16 protein-coding genes and 2 pseudogenes are annotated in these 16,916 nt (G+C 63.8%); 10 read left to right on the top strand and 8 right to left on the bottom strand.

The window, feature by feature from the left end:
- Positions 1 to 104 precede the first annotated feature (104 nt).
- The 3 genes from ACQP2U_RS10670 to ACQP2U_RS10660 all read left to right on the top strand — a co-directional run bounded on the left by ACQP2U_RS10670 (position 105) and on the right by ACQP2U_RS10660 (position 2,941).
- Complete coding sequence (locus tag ACQP2U_RS10670; RefSeq protein WP_433714526.1) at positions 105 to 1,352, top strand: aspartate aminotransferase family protein; 1,248 nt, start codon at positions 105 to 107, stop codon at positions 1,350 to 1,352.
- Between the two features lie 16 nt (positions 1,353 to 1,368).
- Positions 1,369 to 1,863, top strand: a complete 495-nt coding sequence (locus tag ACQP2U_RS10665; RefSeq protein ID WP_433714525.1) for a DUF3830 family protein — start codon at positions 1,369 to 1,371, stop codon at positions 1,861 to 1,863.
- A gap of 232 nt (positions 1,864 to 2,095) precedes the next feature.
- Entirely contained in the window at positions 2,096 to 2,941 is an 846-nt protein-coding gene (locus tag ACQP2U_RS10660) for a glycosyltransferase family 2 protein (protein ID WP_433714524.1), read from the top strand.
- Here the strand turns inward: ACQP2U_RS10660 and ACQP2U_RS10655 are convergent.
- From ACQP2U_RS10655 to ACQP2U_RS10635, 5 genes are all read right to left on the bottom strand, one after another.
- Entirely contained in the window at positions 2,938 to 4,320 is a 1,383-nt protein-coding gene (locus tag ACQP2U_RS10655) for a radical SAM protein (protein WP_433714523.1), read from the bottom strand. The two genes, ACQP2U_RS10660 and ACQP2U_RS10655, sit on opposite strands and share 4 nt — an antisense overlap.
- Positions 4,317 to 5,561 (bottom strand): radical SAM protein, encoded by a 1,245-nt coding sequence (locus tag ACQP2U_RS10650; protein ID WP_433714522.1) that lies wholly within the window; start codon positions 5,559 to 5,561, stop codon positions 4,317 to 4,319. The genes ACQP2U_RS10655 and ACQP2U_RS10650 overlap by 4 nt, the downstream gene beginning before the upstream one ends.
- A 72-nt stretch (positions 5,562 to 5,633) precedes the next feature.
- A complete protein-coding gene (locus tag ACQP2U_RS10645; RefSeq protein WP_433714521.1) occupies positions 5,634 to 5,846 on the bottom strand; it encodes a hypothetical protein in 213 nt (70 codons plus the stop codon).
- Positions 5,847 to 5,853: 7 nt separating this feature from the next.
- Positions 5,854 to 6,174, bottom strand: coding sequence for a hypothetical protein (locus ACQP2U_RS10640; protein WP_433714520.1), 321 nt, complete (start codon positions 6,172 to 6,174; stop codon positions 5,854 to 5,856).
- A 740-nt stretch (positions 6,175 to 6,914) separates the two neighbouring features.
- The gene (locus tag ACQP2U_RS10635) at positions 6,915 to 7,073 is read right to left on the bottom strand and encodes a hypothetical protein (RefSeq protein ID WP_433714519.1); all 159 of its coding nucleotides are present in this window, start codon (positions 7,071 to 7,073) and stop codon (positions 6,915 to 6,917) included.
- A 219-nt stretch (positions 7,074 to 7,292) separates the two neighbouring features.
- Between ACQP2U_RS10635 and ACQP2U_RS10630 the strand changes: the two genes are divergently transcribed.
- Positions 7,293 to 8,543: a helix-turn-helix domain-containing protein gene (locus ACQP2U_RS10630; RefSeq protein ID WP_433714518.1), complete on the top strand. Its 1,251-nt coding sequence runs from the start codon at positions 7,293 to 7,295 to the stop codon at positions 8,541 to 8,543.
- Here the strand turns inward: ACQP2U_RS10630 and ACQP2U_RS10625 are convergent.
- Positions 8,540 to 8,887 carry a hypothetical protein gene (locus tag ACQP2U_RS10625; RefSeq protein WP_433714517.1) on the bottom strand — a complete coding sequence of 116 codons (348 nt, stop codon included), beginning with the start codon at positions 8,885 to 8,887 and terminating at the stop codon, positions 8,540 to 8,542. The genes ACQP2U_RS10630 and ACQP2U_RS10625 overlap by 4 nt on opposite strands.
- 292 nt (positions 8,888 to 9,179) lie before the next feature.
- On the opposite strand from ACQP2U_RS10625, the pseudogene ACQP2U_RS10620 reads away from it, so the two are divergent.
- Together ACQP2U_RS10620 and ACQP2U_RS10615 are read left to right on the top strand one after the other, a co-directional pair.
- Positions 9,180 to 9,302, top strand: a pseudogene (locus ACQP2U_RS10620) (aminotransferase class III-fold pyridoxal phosphate-dependent enzyme); the annotation flags it as partial.
- Positions 9,293 to 9,568, top strand: a pseudogene (locus ACQP2U_RS10615) (DUF3830 family protein); the annotation flags it as partial. The pseudogenes ACQP2U_RS10620 and ACQP2U_RS10615, both read left to right, overlap by 10 nt.
- Before the next feature lie 360 nt (positions 9,569 to 9,928).
- On the opposite strand, the gene ACQP2U_RS10610 reads toward ACQP2U_RS10615, so the two are convergent.
- Entirely contained in the window at positions 9,929 to 11,320 is a 1,392-nt protein-coding gene (locus ACQP2U_RS10610) for an amidase (RefSeq protein ID WP_433714516.1), read from the bottom strand.
- Between the two features lie 88 nt (positions 11,321 to 11,408).
- Positions 11,409 to 12,374, bottom strand: coding sequence for a D-2-hydroxyacid dehydrogenase (locus ACQP2U_RS10605; protein WP_433714515.1), 966 nt, complete (start codon positions 12,372 to 12,374; stop codon positions 11,409 to 11,411).
- 85 nt (positions 12,375 to 12,459) lie between these two features.
- On the opposite strand from ACQP2U_RS10605, the gene ACQP2U_RS10600 reads away from it, so the two are divergent.
- The 4 genes from ACQP2U_RS10600 to ACQP2U_RS10585 all read left to right on the top strand — a co-directional run bounded on the left by ACQP2U_RS10600 (position 12,460) and on the right by ACQP2U_RS10585 (position 16,718).
- A complete protein-coding gene (locus tag ACQP2U_RS10600) occupies positions 12,460 to 13,200 on the top strand; it encodes an Asp/Glu/hydantoin racemase (protein WP_397032862.1) in 741 nt (246 codons plus the stop codon).
- 10 nt (positions 13,201 to 13,210) lie between these two features.
- The gene (locus ACQP2U_RS10595; protein WP_433714514.1) at positions 13,211 to 13,942 is read left to right on the top strand and encodes a maleate cis-trans isomerase family protein; all 732 of its coding nucleotides are present in this window, start codon (positions 13,211 to 13,213) and stop codon (positions 13,940 to 13,942) included.
- Complete coding sequence (locus ACQP2U_RS10590; RefSeq protein ID WP_433714513.1) at positions 13,929 to 14,609, top strand: GntR family transcriptional regulator; 681 nt, start codon at positions 13,929 to 13,931, stop codon at positions 14,607 to 14,609. Before ACQP2U_RS10595 ends, ACQP2U_RS10590 begins: the two co-directional genes overlap by 14 nt.
- Positions 14,610 to 15,314: 705 nt before the next feature.
- Positions 15,315 to 16,718: a cellulase family glycosylhydrolase gene (locus ACQP2U_RS10585; protein ID WP_433714512.1), complete on the top strand. Its 1,404-nt coding sequence runs from the start codon at positions 15,315 to 15,317 to the stop codon at positions 16,716 to 16,718.
- The last annotated feature ends 198 nt before the right edge of the window (positions 16,719 to 16,916 follow it).

Genomic DNA, 16,916 nt, shown 5'->3' with positions numbered 1-16,916 from the left:
CGACGCGGCCTTCGGCCATTGCTGCGAACCCCGTGCCCATGTTATGCATATTGTCAACAATCCGACAATAGACAATCACCGGATACGCGCCCGGGAGGCGGATCATGACCGAGCTATCCCCTGTTCTCAAACAAGCCACCCCGGTAACCGTCGATCACGGATCCGGCTGCTACCTCTACGGCACCGACGGCCGCCGCTATCTCGACTTCACCGCGGGCATCGGCGTCACCAGCACCGGCCACTGCCACCCGCACGTCGTCGCCGCGGCCCAAGCCCAGGTCGCCAGCCTGATCCACGGCCAATACACCACCGTGATGCACCGGCCGCTGCTCGAACTCATCGAGCGACTCGGCACCGTGCTGCCCGAAGGTCTGGACACACTGTTCTTCGCCAACTCCGGCAGCGAGGCGGTCGAGGCCGCGCTACGCCTGGCCCGCCAGGCCACCGGACGGCCGAATATCGTTGTCTTCCAAGGCGGTTTCCACGGTCGCACGGTCGCGGCGGCGACCATGACGACCTCGGGCACCCGCTTCTCGGCCGGGTTCAGCCCGCTGATGTCCGGTGTGCACGTGGCGCCATTCCCCACCGCCTTCCGCTACGGCTGGACCGAGGCCGAGGCCACCGACTTCGCGCTGCGCGAACTCGACTACATCTTCGCCACCGTCACCTCCCCGGCCGAAACCGCCGCATTCGTGGTCGAACCGATGCTCGGCGAGGGCGGCTATATCCCCGGCAACACCACGTTCTTCCGCGGGCTGCGCGAACGCGCGGACCGGCACGGCATTCTGCTCATCTTCGACGAGATCCAAACCGGCTTCGGCCGGACCGGAAAGTTCTTCGGACATCAGCACTTCGACGTCCGTCCCGATGTCATCACCATCGCGAAGGGCCTCGCCAGTGGGTTCCCGCTGTCCGGAATCGCGGCCCCGCGCGAGCTGATGGCCAAGGCCTGGCCCGGCTCACAGGGCGGCACCTACGGTGGCAATGCGGTGGCCTGCGCGGCCGCGATCGCCACACTCGAGGTGATCGAATCGGAGGGGTTGGTGGACAACGCCGCCGCGCGTGGCGCACAACTGCTGGGCGGATTGCGCGACAGCGCCACCAAGGCCATCGGCGATGTGCGCGGCCTCGGACTGCTCTGTGGCACCGAATTCACCACCGCCACAGGCGAACCCGACACCGCGACAGCCGCCGCGGCCCAGCGGCTCGCGGTCGAGAAGGGGCTGCTGCTACTCACCTGCGGTGCGTATATGAATGTCGTGCGGATGATCCCGCCCTTGATCGTGACCGATACCCAGATCGACGACGCGCTCGCGATCTGGTCGACCGTGCTCGCCGAACTCCCCGCGTGACCAGGAGGCAGAACCCATGGCCCGCTACATCTCGATCACACTGACCAAGGCGGGCGTGACCTGCCGAGCCCGACTGCTCGACGCGGAGGCACCCCGAACCTGCGCGGCGGTGTGGGCCGCGCTACCCCAGGAAGGCGACGCATTCCACGCCAAGTACGCCCGCAACGAGGTCTACACCCTGCTGCCCCGGATCGCGGCGGCACCGCATCGGGAGAATCCGACCGTCACCCCCATTCCGGGTGATGTGTGCCTGTTCGACTTCGAAGCGTGGGAGATCGGCAACCCGGCCTACGGCTACGAACCCGGTACGGCCGCGCACCACGAACAGGGCGCCACCGACCTGGCAATGTTCTACGGCCGCAACAACTTACTGATCAACGGCGACATGGGCTGGGTCCCCGGCAACGTCTTCGCCACCATCGAAGAAGGCCTCACCGATATCGCGACGGCCTGCAACGCACTCTGGCTACACGGCGTCCAAGGCGAAACCCTGGCGTTCACCCGCGGCTGAGAATCTGGCTGCGCCTCTGGTGGCCGGTGTAGCGGGGCAGCCAGCACGACCGGGCACTGAGCCTTTCCCGGTAGCCGATCGGCCGGCATCCTGACCTGGCGACACACCGGAAGTGGTTGGGGTGCAACGAGAAAGCGCGTAACCCCGGCTATGAAGGTGGTCGTCGGCGCGGCACGGGCCGACGGGTGATAGTTTCGACGGCATGTCCAGCTCGGATGAGAAGACTGTCGGCTTGGCCTTGGTCACCTACCAGAGCGCTGAGGATTTACCAGGATTCCTGGAGTCGCTTCCGGCGGCGGTGCATCCGTACGCGGTTGATGTGATCGGCATCGACAATGTCTCTACCGACGGCAGCGCAGACATCGTCGAAGGATTCGGCGGCCGAGTTATCCGCAACACGCGCAATGTCGGCTTGGCCACAGCGATCAATCAGGGCGCCGCTGCGACCCACGCAGAGTGGATTCTCGTTGCCAATCCCGACACCAATCTCGCGCCTGGCTCAATCGCGGCTCTGGTCGAGACTGCGAAGACGGATAAACGGATCGGGATGATCGGTCCGCGTATCGCGCGGTTGGACGGCGCACCGTACCCAAGCGGACGGCGGTTCCCGTCGCTGGCGGTCGGTATCACGCACGCGTTGCTGGGTGGGATCTGGCCGGGCAATCCGGCGACTCGTCGCTATTTTGGTGCGCCCGTCACCGAGGTGAGTGATGTGGACTGGATTTCTGGTTGTTGCATGTTGTTTCGGCGCGAGGCGTTCGAAGCGGTGGGTGGATTCGACGACCGCTACTTCCTCTACTTCGAGGAAACCAAGATGGCTCTTGATATGCACCGTGGTGGATGGCGGGTCGTCCTGGACCCGAACGTGGAGATCCGCCACCGCGAGGGCGGCAGTATGCGGTCCGCGCCGTTCCGAAAAGTCCGCTCTCACCATCGCAGTGCCCTGCGGTTCTACTGCGATTACCACAAGGGATCACCTTGGATCGTGTTCGCGCCGCTGGTCGCGGCCGGACTGATCGTTCGTGGTTTGGCGGCGGTGACCCGGACCGCGCTGCTCCAGCGGATGAAGAACCGCTAGACGAACGGCTGTTCGTCTAGGCCGACACCGGCCCGTAGATCGTCAAGGAGCTTGTGGACCACAGCGTTGCCAGTACGGGAGCTGGGCATGCACTGGGCGCAGTCGTCATCGATCCGCCGCCCGTTCGAAGTAGCGACCACGTCGAGGATGCGGGACCGCTTGACATTGCCTAGATCGTAGCCGGTGGCCGCGAAGCGCGGTTCAGCCTTTAGATCGCAAGGGGTCAGGTGCCCGAACGCGCCGATCGTCGGGCGAAACCAGCGACCCAGGCATTCCGCAGTGCGCGACTGGTCTCGAGTCAGTCCGTTTGCGATCGCGACCAACTCGTCACCGATATCGATTCTGGTTGTGCCACCTACGCGGGCACGAACGGCCCTCAGCTGCTCCCTGACCTTCGTGAGCCGTGCACCGTCAAGCCCTTCGGTCACATCGACCTCATCCTTGCGGAGGTCCAGCCAATCCACGCCACACTCGTCAGCGAAGTCGGCCATCGCCTCGATCTGGTCGTGGTTCTCGGGCTGGATCACCATGCCGATCCCGACCGCAGGAAATTCGCCCCGGTCATCGAGCAGCGCGGTGAGGTTACCGGTCACTCGTTCCAGCGCCCGCTGCCGGGGCCTCGTGCCTGCGATGTGGTCGTAGGTGACTGGGTCGGGCGAGTGTATAGAGAACCGAATCCGTTGGCAGCGCAGCAGTGCGGCGAACAGTCTGCTGCCGCGCCGGGCGCTGAATCCTGTGGTGTAGACGTGGATTTCGAACCCGAGACCAGCGGCATGGTTGAGAATGTCGGGCAGTTCTGGGTTGATCAGTGCTTCGCCACCGCCGGAGACGACCAGTCGCCGGACCCCAGCGGCGGCGAGTTCATCGACGACGCAGATCCAGTCGTCGCCGCTCATGAGGCCGCCGGCGTCGAGTTGCTTTGTGGCATAGGTGAGTTCCGCCTGGTCGGACCATAGGCACATGCGGCAGCTGTAGTTGCAGGTGCCGCGAGTGGGGTGAACCTCCACGGTCTCGGCCAACACCGGTTTGCGGGCGAGAATCCGTTGCGGGATCTCCGGACGCCGCCGCCATTCAGCGACTGTGGCCGCTGCGAACCCGCACCGCAACCGATGCGGATAATACAACGACCCGATCAGCTCCCGTAACTGGTGATTCGTTCGCGCGAAGCCGTACATCTCGCGGACCTCCTCGATGTCCAGTCCTGCGTTCACGGCGAGCGTCGTCGCCGGGGTGTGTGGTGCGGCGAGATGGCAGACCAGCGCCGCCCGGATCGCGGTATCTGCCGGAGCACGATTGAGCACTTCGGTTGCGAGTACGGCTAATCCGGCGTCGCAGTGGAGGAACTGGTGAGCCTGATCGAGCAAAGTGGCGGTTGTCATGACATCACCCGCGCAGTCGAGGTGGTGGGAATCTGTTCCCATTCCGCAGGTTTCAGCAGCGTCACCAGCGAACGGGGACGGTCGAAGATCAACACTGTGCCGCTGGGATGTCTCACCACGCGGTGGTCATCTGGCCGGGAGTCGAGCTGCGCGGCGACATCAGCGATATCGACTGGATTGTCCAGCAACCAGTGCTCGTCGACGCTGCCGATAGGGATCAGGTCGACACTGGGGGCGGGACTGTCGGTGCGGCCTATTAGCTGCTCGGTCGTATTCCGGTCCGCGGCGGTGCCGAGCTGAAACTTGTGCTGAGCCTCTAGCTCTCGGGGTAGCTGGCGCGCTGTTCCTTCCTCCAGCAATGATTCCGCGTAGGCGAGCAGGTCGGCAGCCGATTGTGTGTGCAGTGAGCCGAGAGCGGCGTTGCCGACCATCTCCCGCCCCCACGTGGCGGCCTGCAACCGGAACTCTCCGTTTGGGCGGATATTGCAGAGCGTGTCTTTGACCTGCTCGGATAGCTGCTGCAAAGTCATCGTCCGCTCCGGGTTGACGGCCAACGGCCGCGCACCTGTCGCCGGCCAGATTGAGTTGAACGTCAGATACAGTCCCGCGTCGGCCAACTCCTGGTGATGGCGGTCCACTAATTCCTGGACGCCATGGAACTCGTACTGCCGTAGCCCGAGCTTTGGATAATGGGCTCGGGCCTGCCCGGAAAAGCTCGGCGCGCACAGATGATGTTGAGACGCGATCCCGTTGACAGCAAGGAAAGCGCTGAGTTCGATCACCCGTCTCCAGTTGCGTTGGTGCACAACGGTTATCACCGTGATTGGTTTGCCGGTATCGTTCAGGCTCCGCAAGCCGTCGAGGACCTTCGGTAGGTTCTTGCCGCGTGCAGATCCGTGGAGGTCGTTGGTGGCACCGTCCACACTGGTGCAGATGCGGGTCAAGTTCGACCTCGCCAGCCCGTCGACTATCTCGGGGGTGAGCTGAGTGGCGTTCGTGATCAGCGTCGATGCTGTTCGCCGGAGCAGGTGTGTGGCCGCCAGGAGTGCGGGCAGGCTGTGATGCATGGTGATCTCCCCACCAGTCAGCACTACCTCGAGCACACCTGCGGCCTCAGCCGATTCGATCGCCGACGAGAAGGCCGGCAGTGTGAGTTGCTGCTGTCTCCACACCTCCCCGGGATGGCAATAAAGGCAGCGGAGATTGCATTCGTTGACTGCGTCGATCACCAGCCGCAGCACCCGGCCGACCTGTTCGGGCGCCTGGGTGCCCGGCTGACCTATTTTGCTGATCATGATCTCTCCCATTTGGGGTTAGAGGTAGAGGCGTTCGTTTGGCAGCCGCGGCAAGCCGACCGCGCCACCGGGGATGACGGTCACCGCATCGGGGTAGTGGTGACTGCGCCAGTCCGCCACGAAGATCAACGCGGCGGTGCGGCAAGCGGCAAAGTCGAACCGCGCACCATGCAGGAACACCGACAGGTGCACATCCGGATCACTTGGTCGTGGAGAAGCCTGCTCACTCATGACCCGGCTACCATCTGTCCGTGCTCGTGCACGCCACGAACTTGGTTGGCGTGATCAGGTCACATGCCAGAGTGATAGCCCGCACGCGGCTGTTGAAGTGGGCCATGCTGGGTGCGATGACAGCCGTCGCACCTTTGCGATTGGCGGTGACGACAATGAGCGTGGTCGGCATAAATGTGTCATCAGCGATGGTGACCAGCCCGGCAAGGGTGTACCCGCGTCGCTGCGCCAACTCGTTGATGACTCGTTCATCTCGCAACAGATGCGGGCCAGTCACATCGAGCGAGAGGACACCAATTGCCCTCGGAGCCAAGGTATTCGTGTTCATGGTCGCTGCATCTCTCTCGATATGCGCGTGTAGAAGTCGGCCGTGTCATCGACAACCCGAACGCCGATCCACGGACACCGCAAGGCCGAGGGCAGAATGCCGTCGCGGTCGGCGATACGACCATCGACGAGCGGGAACAAGCCCGCGCACAGCCGATCCGGACACCTGACCGCCCGCAATTCGCTGGTTTCGGGGTCGAATGTCCCAATCCCGCACATCGACAACTTGATCCACGGTTCGCCATCACATTCAGACATGAGCGGCCCACCGCCTCGCCGGGCGATACAGACCCGAGCACGCCCGGATCGCTTCGACCACCACAAGACCGGAGGGTCGGAAGGTACAGCGTGGCGGTTCGACCCAGCGCCGGAACCGCGTACCTTGGTCGGCTGGCGACGGTAATGCCACCGTGCCGCCTGTCCGTACGACCTGGACATCGAGGCGAAACATCTCGGCGAACAGACGATCGTCGTCGGGAATATCCGGCCTGATAAGGAATGTCCATCGGTTCTCGCGTGGATGAGACGACACCGGGCCGAGGTCCGAACCACGCTGCTGCATGTGGATTTTCACGGATTGACCAAGGTGGGCGGGCATGGTCAGCGCCCCCACATGCTCGACCTTCATCACGATTCGCCCCAACTGAGGCGGGTCGACGTTCGCGGGCAGATCACACACCCGCCTGTAGAAATGACAGCGCGACTGGGGTGTTTCCCCGAAAGGTATGTGCTCCATGGATTTTAGACCTCTTGGTCAGGGTGTTCGGCGTGGGTTTGCTCGGGTTGCCACTCGTGTAGGGCGTTCAAGTACCGCTCGACAACATCGACCGGGACATCGACCGCCAGTGCGGCAGGCGGGCCGACGAACGGGTTTCGGTGCGGAAGCTCGTTATTCGGCATTTGCCGACCTCCTGGACCGTTTGTTGATGCTCCCCATGCCCGTACCTCCATCGCAGCGGCCTTCGCCTTGTTGAGTCGGACAGTCGCCGCCAAAAACAGCATGTCGACGGCCCGGCGCGTGTCCTCCAAAAGAGTCGGCGTGCCGATTCGTGTTGCGCTAGCGTTGCGGCGTTGGCAATCCTGCAACGCAGGTAGACCGGCTCGTGGGAGGGTTGAGCCATGGAGCAATGGCGTCTGTTCGGTGATGAATTGCGCAGACTTCGCGGCCAGGAATCGCTGCGCAGCCTAGCTCGCCGGATCGGTTACAACGCAGGGGATCTGTCGCGATTCGAACGCGGTCTCCGCAAGCCAGCCCCGGATGTCGTTCGGCTACTCGATCGAGAACTGGCGGCGTCCGGGCGGTTGATCGAGATCGCCGCAGCGGCCTTGTTCCGTCTCGACAACGGATCTGTCGACAGGCACGATGAGTCGGGCCACGACGATCTTTACGAGAGCGGGGAGCTTGCCCCCATGCCGATTTCCAGGCGGGACTTCATTGCAACAGCGACTCTGGGGGCATCCGTCCCGCAGATCGTTTTCAACCGCAACTCCTCTATCGATTACCTCGATCACTTCCGTCAGCTCAAACGTGTCCTTGTCGACCAGGACAGTCTTCTGGGGCCGACGACCGTGATCCCGATCGTGCAACAGCAGATCCAGGTAATCGGTCAGTTGCGAAAATTGAACGGCATGGACACTGTCGGGTTGCTGAATATGCAAACCAATTATGCTGAATTCGCGGGCTGGCTTCATCAAGACTTGGGGGATTTCGCCGCAGCGGAATATTGGACAGATCGAGCATTCCAATGGTCCATGGCAGCCGGGAACGATGTCATGTCCTCCTACATCCTGAATCGGAAGGCGCATCTGTCCGGTGACGTGGGTGACGGCGGCGAAACGGTCGCTCTCGCTGCCGCCGCGATACGCACAGCCCCAGGTGATGCGCCGATCGAAGCTCTCGCAAATATGCGGGCCGGACATGGTCATGCGCTGCTGGGTGACTACAAAGCGGCAGAGAGCGCATACGACCAGGCATTGGAATCGCTCGATGCCCCCGACATGGACCCAGACCTTCCGTGGATCGGATGGTTCGACGCCTCCTACATTAACGTCCACCGAGCGCGAAGCCTGTCCACACTGGGCAAATTCGACAGGGCGGTACAGCAATTCACGCATGTACTCGACACGCTGCCTCCGCACTACGCCAGGGATAGGACCGTATACATGGTGCGCGCTGCGATAGCGCACGCGGGCAATGATGATGTCCAACATGCCGCCGGGATGGGGCTGGAAGCCATCACGGCAGGGCAGGGCTCGGGCTCAGGACGGTTGGCGATGGAGCTTAAACGCCTGGATAAAGCACTCACTCCGTGGCAAGGCCAGTCGGTTGTCGCGGAATTTCGGGAAGCCCGCAAGTCTCTGCCGGTTTAACGGGCAAGTTGCAGATCAAGGCGGAATCCCTCGCCTGCGGGTTCAGCTTCTGGGCTGGAAGATATCCGCACGCGCACGGTCACCTCATGGGCATATTGCCGGTTGACTGGGCTGAAGTTGCAGTACAAACCCTCCACGGACGCTCGAGCGTCACCCTCCGCAATAGCTTTCGTAATGGAGCGGCTGGTCGAAGGCTCGACGGTCGTGATAAACGCAACGTCAAAAACGCCTGAGGGGAGGCGTTGTACCCGGATATCGGCGACCTGTTCCTGTTCGTGCGTCGCTTCAACTATGGAGCCGTCAGCGGCTACGACGACAGATATATTCACGTACTCGTCAGGCATGGTCTCAAGGATAGGTGCGCAGCAGGTAGGCGGCCGATTTCCGGGCGTACAAGCCGAGCGGGAGGGGTGCTTGTGGAGATTGTGGGCGATAGGGAATTCGTCCCGCTACAGGTGGCGGCCCGTCTCGGGCTGGATGGACGCGCAGCCACGTCGATTCTGCATCGTCGCCTGCCCGCTGTTGTCCGTCCTGGTCCTCGGCGAACTTCCACGACGCCCCGCAGATCCTCAGCGTGTGGCGGTCCGGCAGCGAGGCGATCGAGGCCGCACTGCGCCTGGCCCGCCAGGCCACCGGCACGGCATTCTGCTCATCTTCGATGAGATCCAAACCGGCTTCGGCCGGACCGGAAAGTTCTTCGGACATCAGCACTTCGACGTCCGTCCCGATGTCATCACCATCGCGAAGGGCCTGGCCAGTGCCTGTTCGACTTCGAAGCGTGGGAGATCGGCAACCCGGCCTACGGCTACGAACCCGGTACGGCCGCGCACCACGAACAGGGCGCCACCGACCTGGCAATGTTCTACGGCCGCAACAACTTACTGATCAACGGCGACATGGGCTGGGTCCCCGGCAACGTCTTCGCCACCATCGAAGAAGGCCTCACCGATATCGCGACGGCCTGCAACGCACTCTGGCTACACGGCGTCCAAGGCGAAACCCTGGCGTTCACCCGCAGTGTTTGATTTGCCGCGCCTGCGGCGCGGCGTGTGCTGTGTTTTTGGCCGCGCGGGCGCGGCGTGTTCGCGGCCCCCTTGGTCTCGCGTCCGAGCCGTCGAGACTCGCGCCTGCGGCGCATGCGCTTCGACGGCTCGGACGCGAGACGGGCCGCGAACGGTCGCTCGTATGACTCGCTCCGTGGTGGTCCGTAGTGACGGGACGTTCGGCACCTGATGCACGCGTGCCGCAAGGTCGAGGCTCGCGACTTCGTCGCATGCGCTTCGACGGCTCCGCTGAGTCGATGGCCGCGCCTTCGCGCGGACGCGAGACGGGCCGCGAACCTCGCTCGTAATCTCGCTCTATCGGGGCTGGGAAATGGGAAGTGGCTAACCCAGCACGTATTCGGCGTAGCGGGCGACCGCGAGGACGAGATCATCGGAGTGGCGCGGTCCGATGATCTGCAGGCCGACCGGCAGTCCTGCCGCGGTGGTACCCGCGGGGATGCTGATCGCGGGTTGCTGGGTCATGTTGAACGGATAGGTGAACGGCGTCCACTGCGGCCAGCTATCGAGCCCGCTGCCCGGCGGGACATCGTGACCCGCCTCGAATGCGGTGATCGGCATCGTCGGGGTGATCAACAGGTCATAGGTGGTGTGGAAGGCACCCATGGTGATACCGAGTTGGGCAGCCACCGCGCGGGCGTCGAGATAGTCGACGGCACTGACGGTTTCGCCACGTTCCCAGACCGCGCGCAGCCCTTGATCCACATTTTCGCGCGCACCATCGGGGAATTTCGCCAACATGGTGGCCGCACCGGCGGCCCACAGCACTTCGAATGCGTCGCGCGGATCTTCGAAGCCCGGATCGGTCGTGATGACCCGCAGTTCGGCATCGGCGAGCCGCCGCACCGCCGCATCCACGATCGCGGCGACCTCCGGATCGACCTGCGCATAACCGAGCGTCGGCGAGTAGGCGACGGTGAGTCCGCGCACCTCACGCGAAATCTGGCCGCGGAAGGTCGTCACCGTGGGCGGCAGCGCGGTCGGATCGCGCGGATCGGGCAGGGACAGGATGTCCATGAGCAGCGCGGCATCCTCGACGGTCCTGGTCATCGGCCCGGCGTGCGCCAGTGGACCGAACGGGCTCGCCGGATACAGCGGAATCCGGCCGTGCGTCGGCTTGAAACCGACAATCCCGCAGAACGCGGCCGGAATGCGAATGCTGCCGCCGCCGTCCGTGCCGACCGACACCGGACCCATCCCGGCCGCCACCGCCGCCGCACTGCCGCCGGAGGAGCCGCCCGACGTCGTCGTGGGATCGACCGGATTGCGGGTGATGCCGGTCAGTGGGCTATCGGTGACCGCCTTCCAAGCGATTTCGGGTGTTGTCGTCTTCCCGAGGAACACCATGCCGTCCTCGCGCAGCCGGGCCGCGACCGGGCTGTCGACCTGCCAGGGACCACTCGGGTCGATCGAGGTGCTGCCGCGCCGGGTGGGCCAACCCTCGGTCAGGAAGATGTCCTTGATCGAGATCGGCACGCCGTCGAGCAGTCCGCGGGCATAACCCGAATGCCATCGCGCCTCCGAATCTTTGGCCTGCACCAGCGCACGATCCGGGTCGACCAGGCAGTAGGCGTTCACCGCCCCGTCGCGTGCCGTAATGGCTTCCAGAATCGCCTCGGTCGCCTCGACCGGCGACAGGGTGCCCGCCGCGTAGGCCGAGACCAATTCGACGGCGGTCATCGCGGCCGGTTGAGTGTTGATGTCCGGGTAGCTCATGCCTGCGCCTCGCTGACGCTCGGCTCCGGCATACGCACGGCGCGCTGGCTCATGATTCGCTCACTTCGTTCGCTCATGGCAGGCTCCTTCAGCCGGGCACGTACCCCAGCTCTTTATCGACCACGTTGTCCAAAGTCCGGCCGGCGATCCAATTATCGAAATTGCGGGTGAACGCCGTGACGACCTCGGCTCGCCAGCCGCTGAAATCACCCGAATTGTGCGGAGTAATAAGCACATTCGGCAGATCCCACAGCGGATGCCGCGCCGGTAGCGGTTCCGGATCCACCACATCGAGTGCCGCCCCGGCTATCGATCCGGTGCTGACTGCGGCGAGAAGGTCGTCGGTCACAACGAGTTCCCCACGACCGACATTGACAAACCTGGCATGTGGTTTCATCGCGGCGAATGCCTTGGCATCGAACATTTCCCGGGTCTGCGGCGTCAGCGGTGCGACCGCGACGACATAATCGGCAATGGGAAGTTCAGCGTGCAGGTCGGTGCTCACGGTGCCGAAATCCGGGTCGGAGGCCCGCGCACGACGGCCCACCGCGCGCACGGTCATCCCGGCAGCGCGCAATAGCCGCGCGATAGCGCGGCCGATCGAACCCGTTCCGACTATCAGGACGCAGGCGCCCGCAATGCGTTCGGATTCGCGATGCCGCCATTCGTGCCGCTGCTGCAACCGCAGCGATCCGGACAGATCCTTCGCGAAACCGAGAATCTGTCCCAAGACGTATTCCGCGATGGCCGTATCGAATACGCCACGTGTATTGGTGATCACGACCTCGCTTTCCCGCAGTTCCCGAAACATCGCCGGATCCACCCCGGTCGAACCCATATGCAGCCAGCGCAAACGATCGGCCGCATGCCAGGCGCCGGGGAGCGCACGAGTCAGGAAGTCGTAGACGAATAACGCGTCGGCGCCGCGCAATGCGTCGGCGAGTCCGGGCGCTTGCGTGTACCGCACTTCTGCTCGATCGGCCACCGGGGCCATGAGGTCCGCCTCGGGCACACTGTCACTGTGCAGGACGGTGACAATCGGGCCCTGTTCCACATTGACACACTAAAATCGCATCGTATGATTGTCAACAATCCGATCGTTCTCGGAGGTCTAACGGCTGAGCGCGAGAGGGGCCGCATTGGAACTCGGCTTTCCTGATATCGAAGGGCCCGTAGCACAGCGGGGAATCGGGATCATCGCACCGTTCGACCTCGCGCTCGAACGCGAACTCTGGCGCTGGGCGCCGCTGGATGTCAGCCTGCACCTAGCCCGCACGCCGTATGAACCCGTCCCGGTTTCGATGGCGATGGCCGAGCTGGTCTCCAATCCCGTACATCTGACGGCGGCGACGCGCGATGTGATGCACGTCGAGCCGGAAGTCGTTGCCTACCTGTGCACTTCGGGCAGTTTCATCAGGGGCCTCGCCTACGAGAAGTCGCTGCGAGACACCATTTGTCAGGCCGGAGCGCTGGACGCCGTCACCACCTCCGGCGCACTGGTGGAGGCGATCCGGCATCTGGATATCAGCAGAGTCTCGGTGCTCACCCCATACGACGAAATCCTCACCCACAAACTGCACGACTTCCTAGCCGAGGCGGGCTGCACCGTAATCCGTTCGGACCACTTGGGTTTGGGCGGTGGCATCTGGAAGGTCAACTACCGCACCATCGCCGAACGCATCATCGGCGCGGACGACCCGCAGGCGCAGGCCATCTTCGTCAGCTGTACCAACTTGCCCACCTACGACGTCATCGAGCCACTCGAACAGGCGCTCGGCAAACCCGTACTCACCGCGAACCAGCTCACTATGTGGGCCTGCCTGGGCCGGATGAAGCTGCCGATGACCGGTCCGGGAAAGTGGCTACTCAACGTTTTCTGATTGGAAGAACATGCAGGCACCAACCGTCGGTTTCATCTACCCGGACCACGCGGCCGAGGACGACTACCCGCTCGCCGCATCGCTGCTCGGCGTGCGGTTTCCGGTGGCGCACATCTACGGCACCGATCTGCACGCCATTGCTGAGCTGCTCGATCTGGGCAGTCCGGACAAGCTGCGCCACGGTGCCTCCTTACTCGCACCGGACAAGCCCGAGGCCGTCGTCTGGGCCTGCACCTCAGGGAGTTTCGTATACGGACCGCAGGGTGCGCGCGAGCAGGTGCGAGCGCTGGCTTCGGCAGCTGAGGTACCGGCCTCGAGCACCAGCCTGGCCTTCGTCGCGGCCGCGCAGACGCTCGACGTGCGCCGCGTCGCGGTAGCCGCAAGCTACCCGGACGATGTCGCGCAGCTGTTCGTGGAATTCCTGGCCGATGCCGGAATCGAAGTGGTCGCCTTCTCCAGCGCCGGTATAGACACCGCAGCGGAGGTCGGCACTTTGACCGCCGCACAGGTGCGCGAACTGGCTGTGGCGAATGACCATCCCGACGCGCAGGCGCTGCTGATTCCGGATACCGCCATGCACACCCTCGGGGTGTTGCCGGAACTCGAGGCGCGCTTGGGCAAGATCGTTTTGACGGCCAATCAGGTCACCATCTGGGAGGGCCTGCGGCTCACCGGCACCGCTGTGGCATCCGCTGTGCTCGGTTCCCTCTTCTCGGAAAGGTATATCCATGTCGGTCGTTGACTTCGAGCCGGTGAATCGGCAGTCGACCGCGGAAATGATCGCCGACCGGCTGCGCGATGCGATCATGCACGGCAACATGGCCCCCGGCGCCCAACTCGGCGAAGCCGACCTCGCAACCCGATTCGGCGTATCGCGCGGCCCGGTCCGCGAGGCTTTGCAACGCCTGCTCACCGAGGGCCTGCTGTACAGCATCCGCAACCGTGGCATCTTCGTCGTCGAACTGACCATCGACGACGTCATCGACATCTACCGCGCCAGAACCGCTATCGAAGGCGGCGCCCTCGCACTCGTCCTCGACGGCCGCCGAGATATCGCCTACGCGGCTTTGGAACCCAGCGTCACCGCCATGTGCGCGTGCGCCGAAAACGGTGATGCCGCAGGCGTTTCCGATGCCGACCAAGCTTTCCACGAGGCGCTGGTCGACAGCGCGGGCAGCCCCCGCTTGGTCCGAGCGGCCCGCACCTTGTTGATCGAAACCCGAATGTGCTTGGGGGCGCTGCAAACAACGTATCCCGACCTGCGCGAGCAGGCCCGAGAGCATGTCGAACTGCGCGATGCGATCGGATCGGGACCGGTGCGCCGGGCGCGCACGTTGCTCGTCGAGCACATGGACGACGCGGTCCAGCGGCTGCACCGCCAGTACAGCCTCGGCGAACAGGCGACCTGACACGCTGCGTCGCTCACCGCTCGCGACAGTCGATCACCCCTCGGCAGCAGGGATTCGCCCAGCTCGCCGTCTGGAGAATCGACGACGAGAGGTCATGCAGCACAACGATTCCCGATCCGCCGATGCATGAATCACATCAACCTCTGGGTGCCTGCCCGATGGCGCGCGAAGGAGGTGGTTCTCGCATGCGTACATCTAAACGCATGCACCCGAAGAATTCAGGCCTGGCCAGTCCCAAGTCAATGGCGGCCCCCACCTCCTGGTCGCGTACGCCGAAGCAGTCTGTCCGACCGGCAGATTAATGCTATCAACTGGCTCGACCTGCGTTCCCCAAGAGTGGGGAGTACACCTGGCGGCTCTCCGACGGCCAACGACACGTCGCTCGGATGCATTGCGACACTTCACCATCGACAAGGCGGGCGAACAGTTCCGGTTCCCGGCCGCCCAGGACTCGATACACCAGTGGAACGCATCCAATCGAATGATGAGGCGGGCGATCACCTGCGACAACCGAAGCTCCGTCGGGCCGGGAGCCCCGTGCCGTCCCGGATGTGCCACGGAGTGTCGTGATCGAATCCGGTCAGCGATATATAGCATTTCCACATCAGAGCCCTCGTCTCGCCCATCTCGTGTACGGATCGATCCACCGCAGTCGTCAGCGCCGTAACAATGCCGTCGGCGCACACTCATCGAAAGGTTTGCGCGATGACCATCATGGCCTCGACAGCGCGGTGTCTCGGATTGGTCGTGTTGCTGCTGGGACTGACCACACCGGCCGCTGCGGTACCGACGGCTCCCGAGCTCGGGCACGCTGGCCGCTGGCTCACCGACGACCAGGGCCGGGTGGTCACCTTGCACGGGGTGAATCTGGTCTACAAGTACCCGCCGTACTTCCCGGCAGCGGGAGGTTTCGGCGAGAACGACGCCCAGTTCCTGGCGGACAACGGCTTCAACGCGGTGCGGCTGGGTTTCGCATGGAACGCGGTCGAACCACAGCCCGGCGTTTACAACGACAACTACATCGCGCAAATCGAGCAGACCCAGCAGTTGCTGGCCCGGTACAACATCTACAGCCTTATCGATTCCCATCAGGACGGGTTCAACGAATCGGTGGGCGCGAGTTGGAGCGGGTTCCCCGACTGGGCGACGTTCACCGACGGGTTCCCATTGCAGCCGGATCCGGGCTTTCCGCTGGTCTACTTTCTCAGCCCCGCACAAAACCAAACGTGGGCGAACTTGTGGCACAACCACTCTGCCGCTGATGGCGTCGGGCTGCAGGAACACTATGCGGCCATGTGGGCGCATGTCGCGCAACGCTTCGCGGACGAGCCGTACGTGCTCGGCTACGACCTGATCAATGAGCCGTGGCCCGGTTGGGACTACCCCACATGCTTTCCCCAGGGCTGCCCCCACTTCGAGAGCAGCGTGCTCGCGCCGTTCGAGGCAAAAGCAATGAACGCCATCCGCCGAGTCGACCCGACACACCTGCTGTTCTTCGAGCCGTCGGTAACCAATGACCTCGGTACGCCCGACTGGATGCCGAATCCAACCGGCGATCCGAACGCGGGGCTGAGCTTTCACGACTACTGCATCGGCCCGGTCGACACCTGTGTGAGCAACGGGCTGGATCGCGCCGAGGCCGATGGCGTTGTCGGGCTGATTACCGAGTTCGGCGCGACCAAAGATTCGGCGAGGCTGACTCGTCTCGCCGATCGATTCGACGACAACATGGCTCCTTGGCTGTTCTGGTCCCAAGCGCAGAACCAGACACCTGGTCATCCCCAGGAGCCGCCGACTGGCCCGAACCTGATGGACCCAACGCTCGTCCGCCCGTATCCACGGGCAATCGCAGGAACCCCCCAACAGTGGCACTACGACAGCGCGACCGGGACGTTCACCATCCAGTACAGCGCCCGCCGAGTCGATTCCGGTCAACCGTTCCCCCGCGAGGCCCGCACCGAGGTATATCTGCCGCAGACCAACTACCCCAACGGCTACCAGGTCCAGATACAGGGCGCCGACATCGTGTCAGCACCCGACGCCCGGCTACTTCAACTCACCACCACCCCGGGACAGGACACCGTGCAGGTAACCGTGACGCGACGGTAATCCCAGCACCAACCTCGAGATGGGCACGTGGCTTACCGAACGACCAGCAGTCTCGCGGGTAGATCAGCCACGAGAAATGAACGCGCCGTAGTCGCTACCCCAACCGCCATCGCACTGGTGATCGGCTATCAGCGGGATCGGCTAGTTTGGCAGAGAACCGTACGGCAAGGCACGCGGTGCGAGGTTGCGGAGGAGGTT

It is taken from the genome of Nocardia sp. CA-084685, assembly GCF_050955785.1.
In the GTDB taxonomy this organism is placed as follows: Bacteria; Actinomycetota; Actinomycetes; order Mycobacteriales; family Mycobacteriaceae; genus Nocardia.
This window is presented reverse-complemented; position numbering and strand designations above follow the sequence as displayed.

What these genes read in the sequence shown, in the direction of transcription:
- ACQP2U_RS10670 (WP_433714526.1), top strand. Translation starts at nt 105, where the DNA reads ATGACCGAGCTATCCCCTGTTCTCAAACAAGCCACCCCGGTAACCGTC.
- ACQP2U_RS10665 (WP_433714525.1), top strand. Translation starts at nt 1,369, where the DNA reads ATGGCCCGCTACATCTCGATCACACTGACCAAGGCGGGCGTGACCTGC.
- ACQP2U_RS10655 (WP_433714523.1), bottom strand. Translation starts at nt 4,320, where the DNA reads ATGACAACCGCCACTTTGCTCGATCAGGCTCACCAGTTCCTCCACTGC.
- ACQP2U_RS10645 (WP_433714521.1), bottom strand. Translation starts at nt 5,846, where the DNA reads ATGAGTGAGCAGGCTTCTCCACGACCAAGTGATCCGGATGTGCACCTG.
- ACQP2U_RS10640 (WP_433714520.1), bottom strand. Translation starts at nt 6,174, where the DNA reads ATGAACACGAATACCTTGGCTCCGAGGGCAATTGGTGTCCTCTCGCTC.
- ACQP2U_RS10635 (WP_433714519.1), bottom strand. Translation starts at nt 7,073, where the DNA reads ATGCCGAATAACGAGCTTCCGCACCGAAACCCGTTCGTCGGCCCGCCT.
- ACQP2U_RS10630 (WP_433714518.1), top strand. Translation starts at nt 7,293, where the DNA reads ATGGAGCAATGGCGTCTGTTCGGTGATGAATTGCGCAGACTTCGCGGC.
- ACQP2U_RS10625 (WP_433714517.1), bottom strand. Translation starts at nt 8,887, where the DNA reads ATGCCTGACGAGTACGTGAATATATCTGTCGTCGTAGCCGCTGACGGC.
- ACQP2U_RS10610 (WP_433714516.1), bottom strand. Translation starts at nt 11,320, where the DNA reads ATGAGCTACCCGGACATCAACACTCAACCGGCCGCGATGACCGCCGTC.
- ACQP2U_RS10595 (WP_433714514.1), top strand. Translation starts at nt 13,211, where the DNA reads ATGCAGGCACCAACCGTCGGTTTCATCTACCCGGACCACGCGGCCGAG.
- ACQP2U_RS10590 (WP_433714513.1), top strand. Translation starts at nt 13,929, where the DNA reads ATGTCGGTCGTTGACTTCGAGCCGGTGAATCGGCAGTCGACCGCGGAA.
- ACQP2U_RS10585 (WP_433714512.1), top strand. Translation starts at nt 15,315, where the DNA reads ATGACCATCATGGCCTCGACAGCGCGGTGTCTCGGATTGGTCGTGTTG.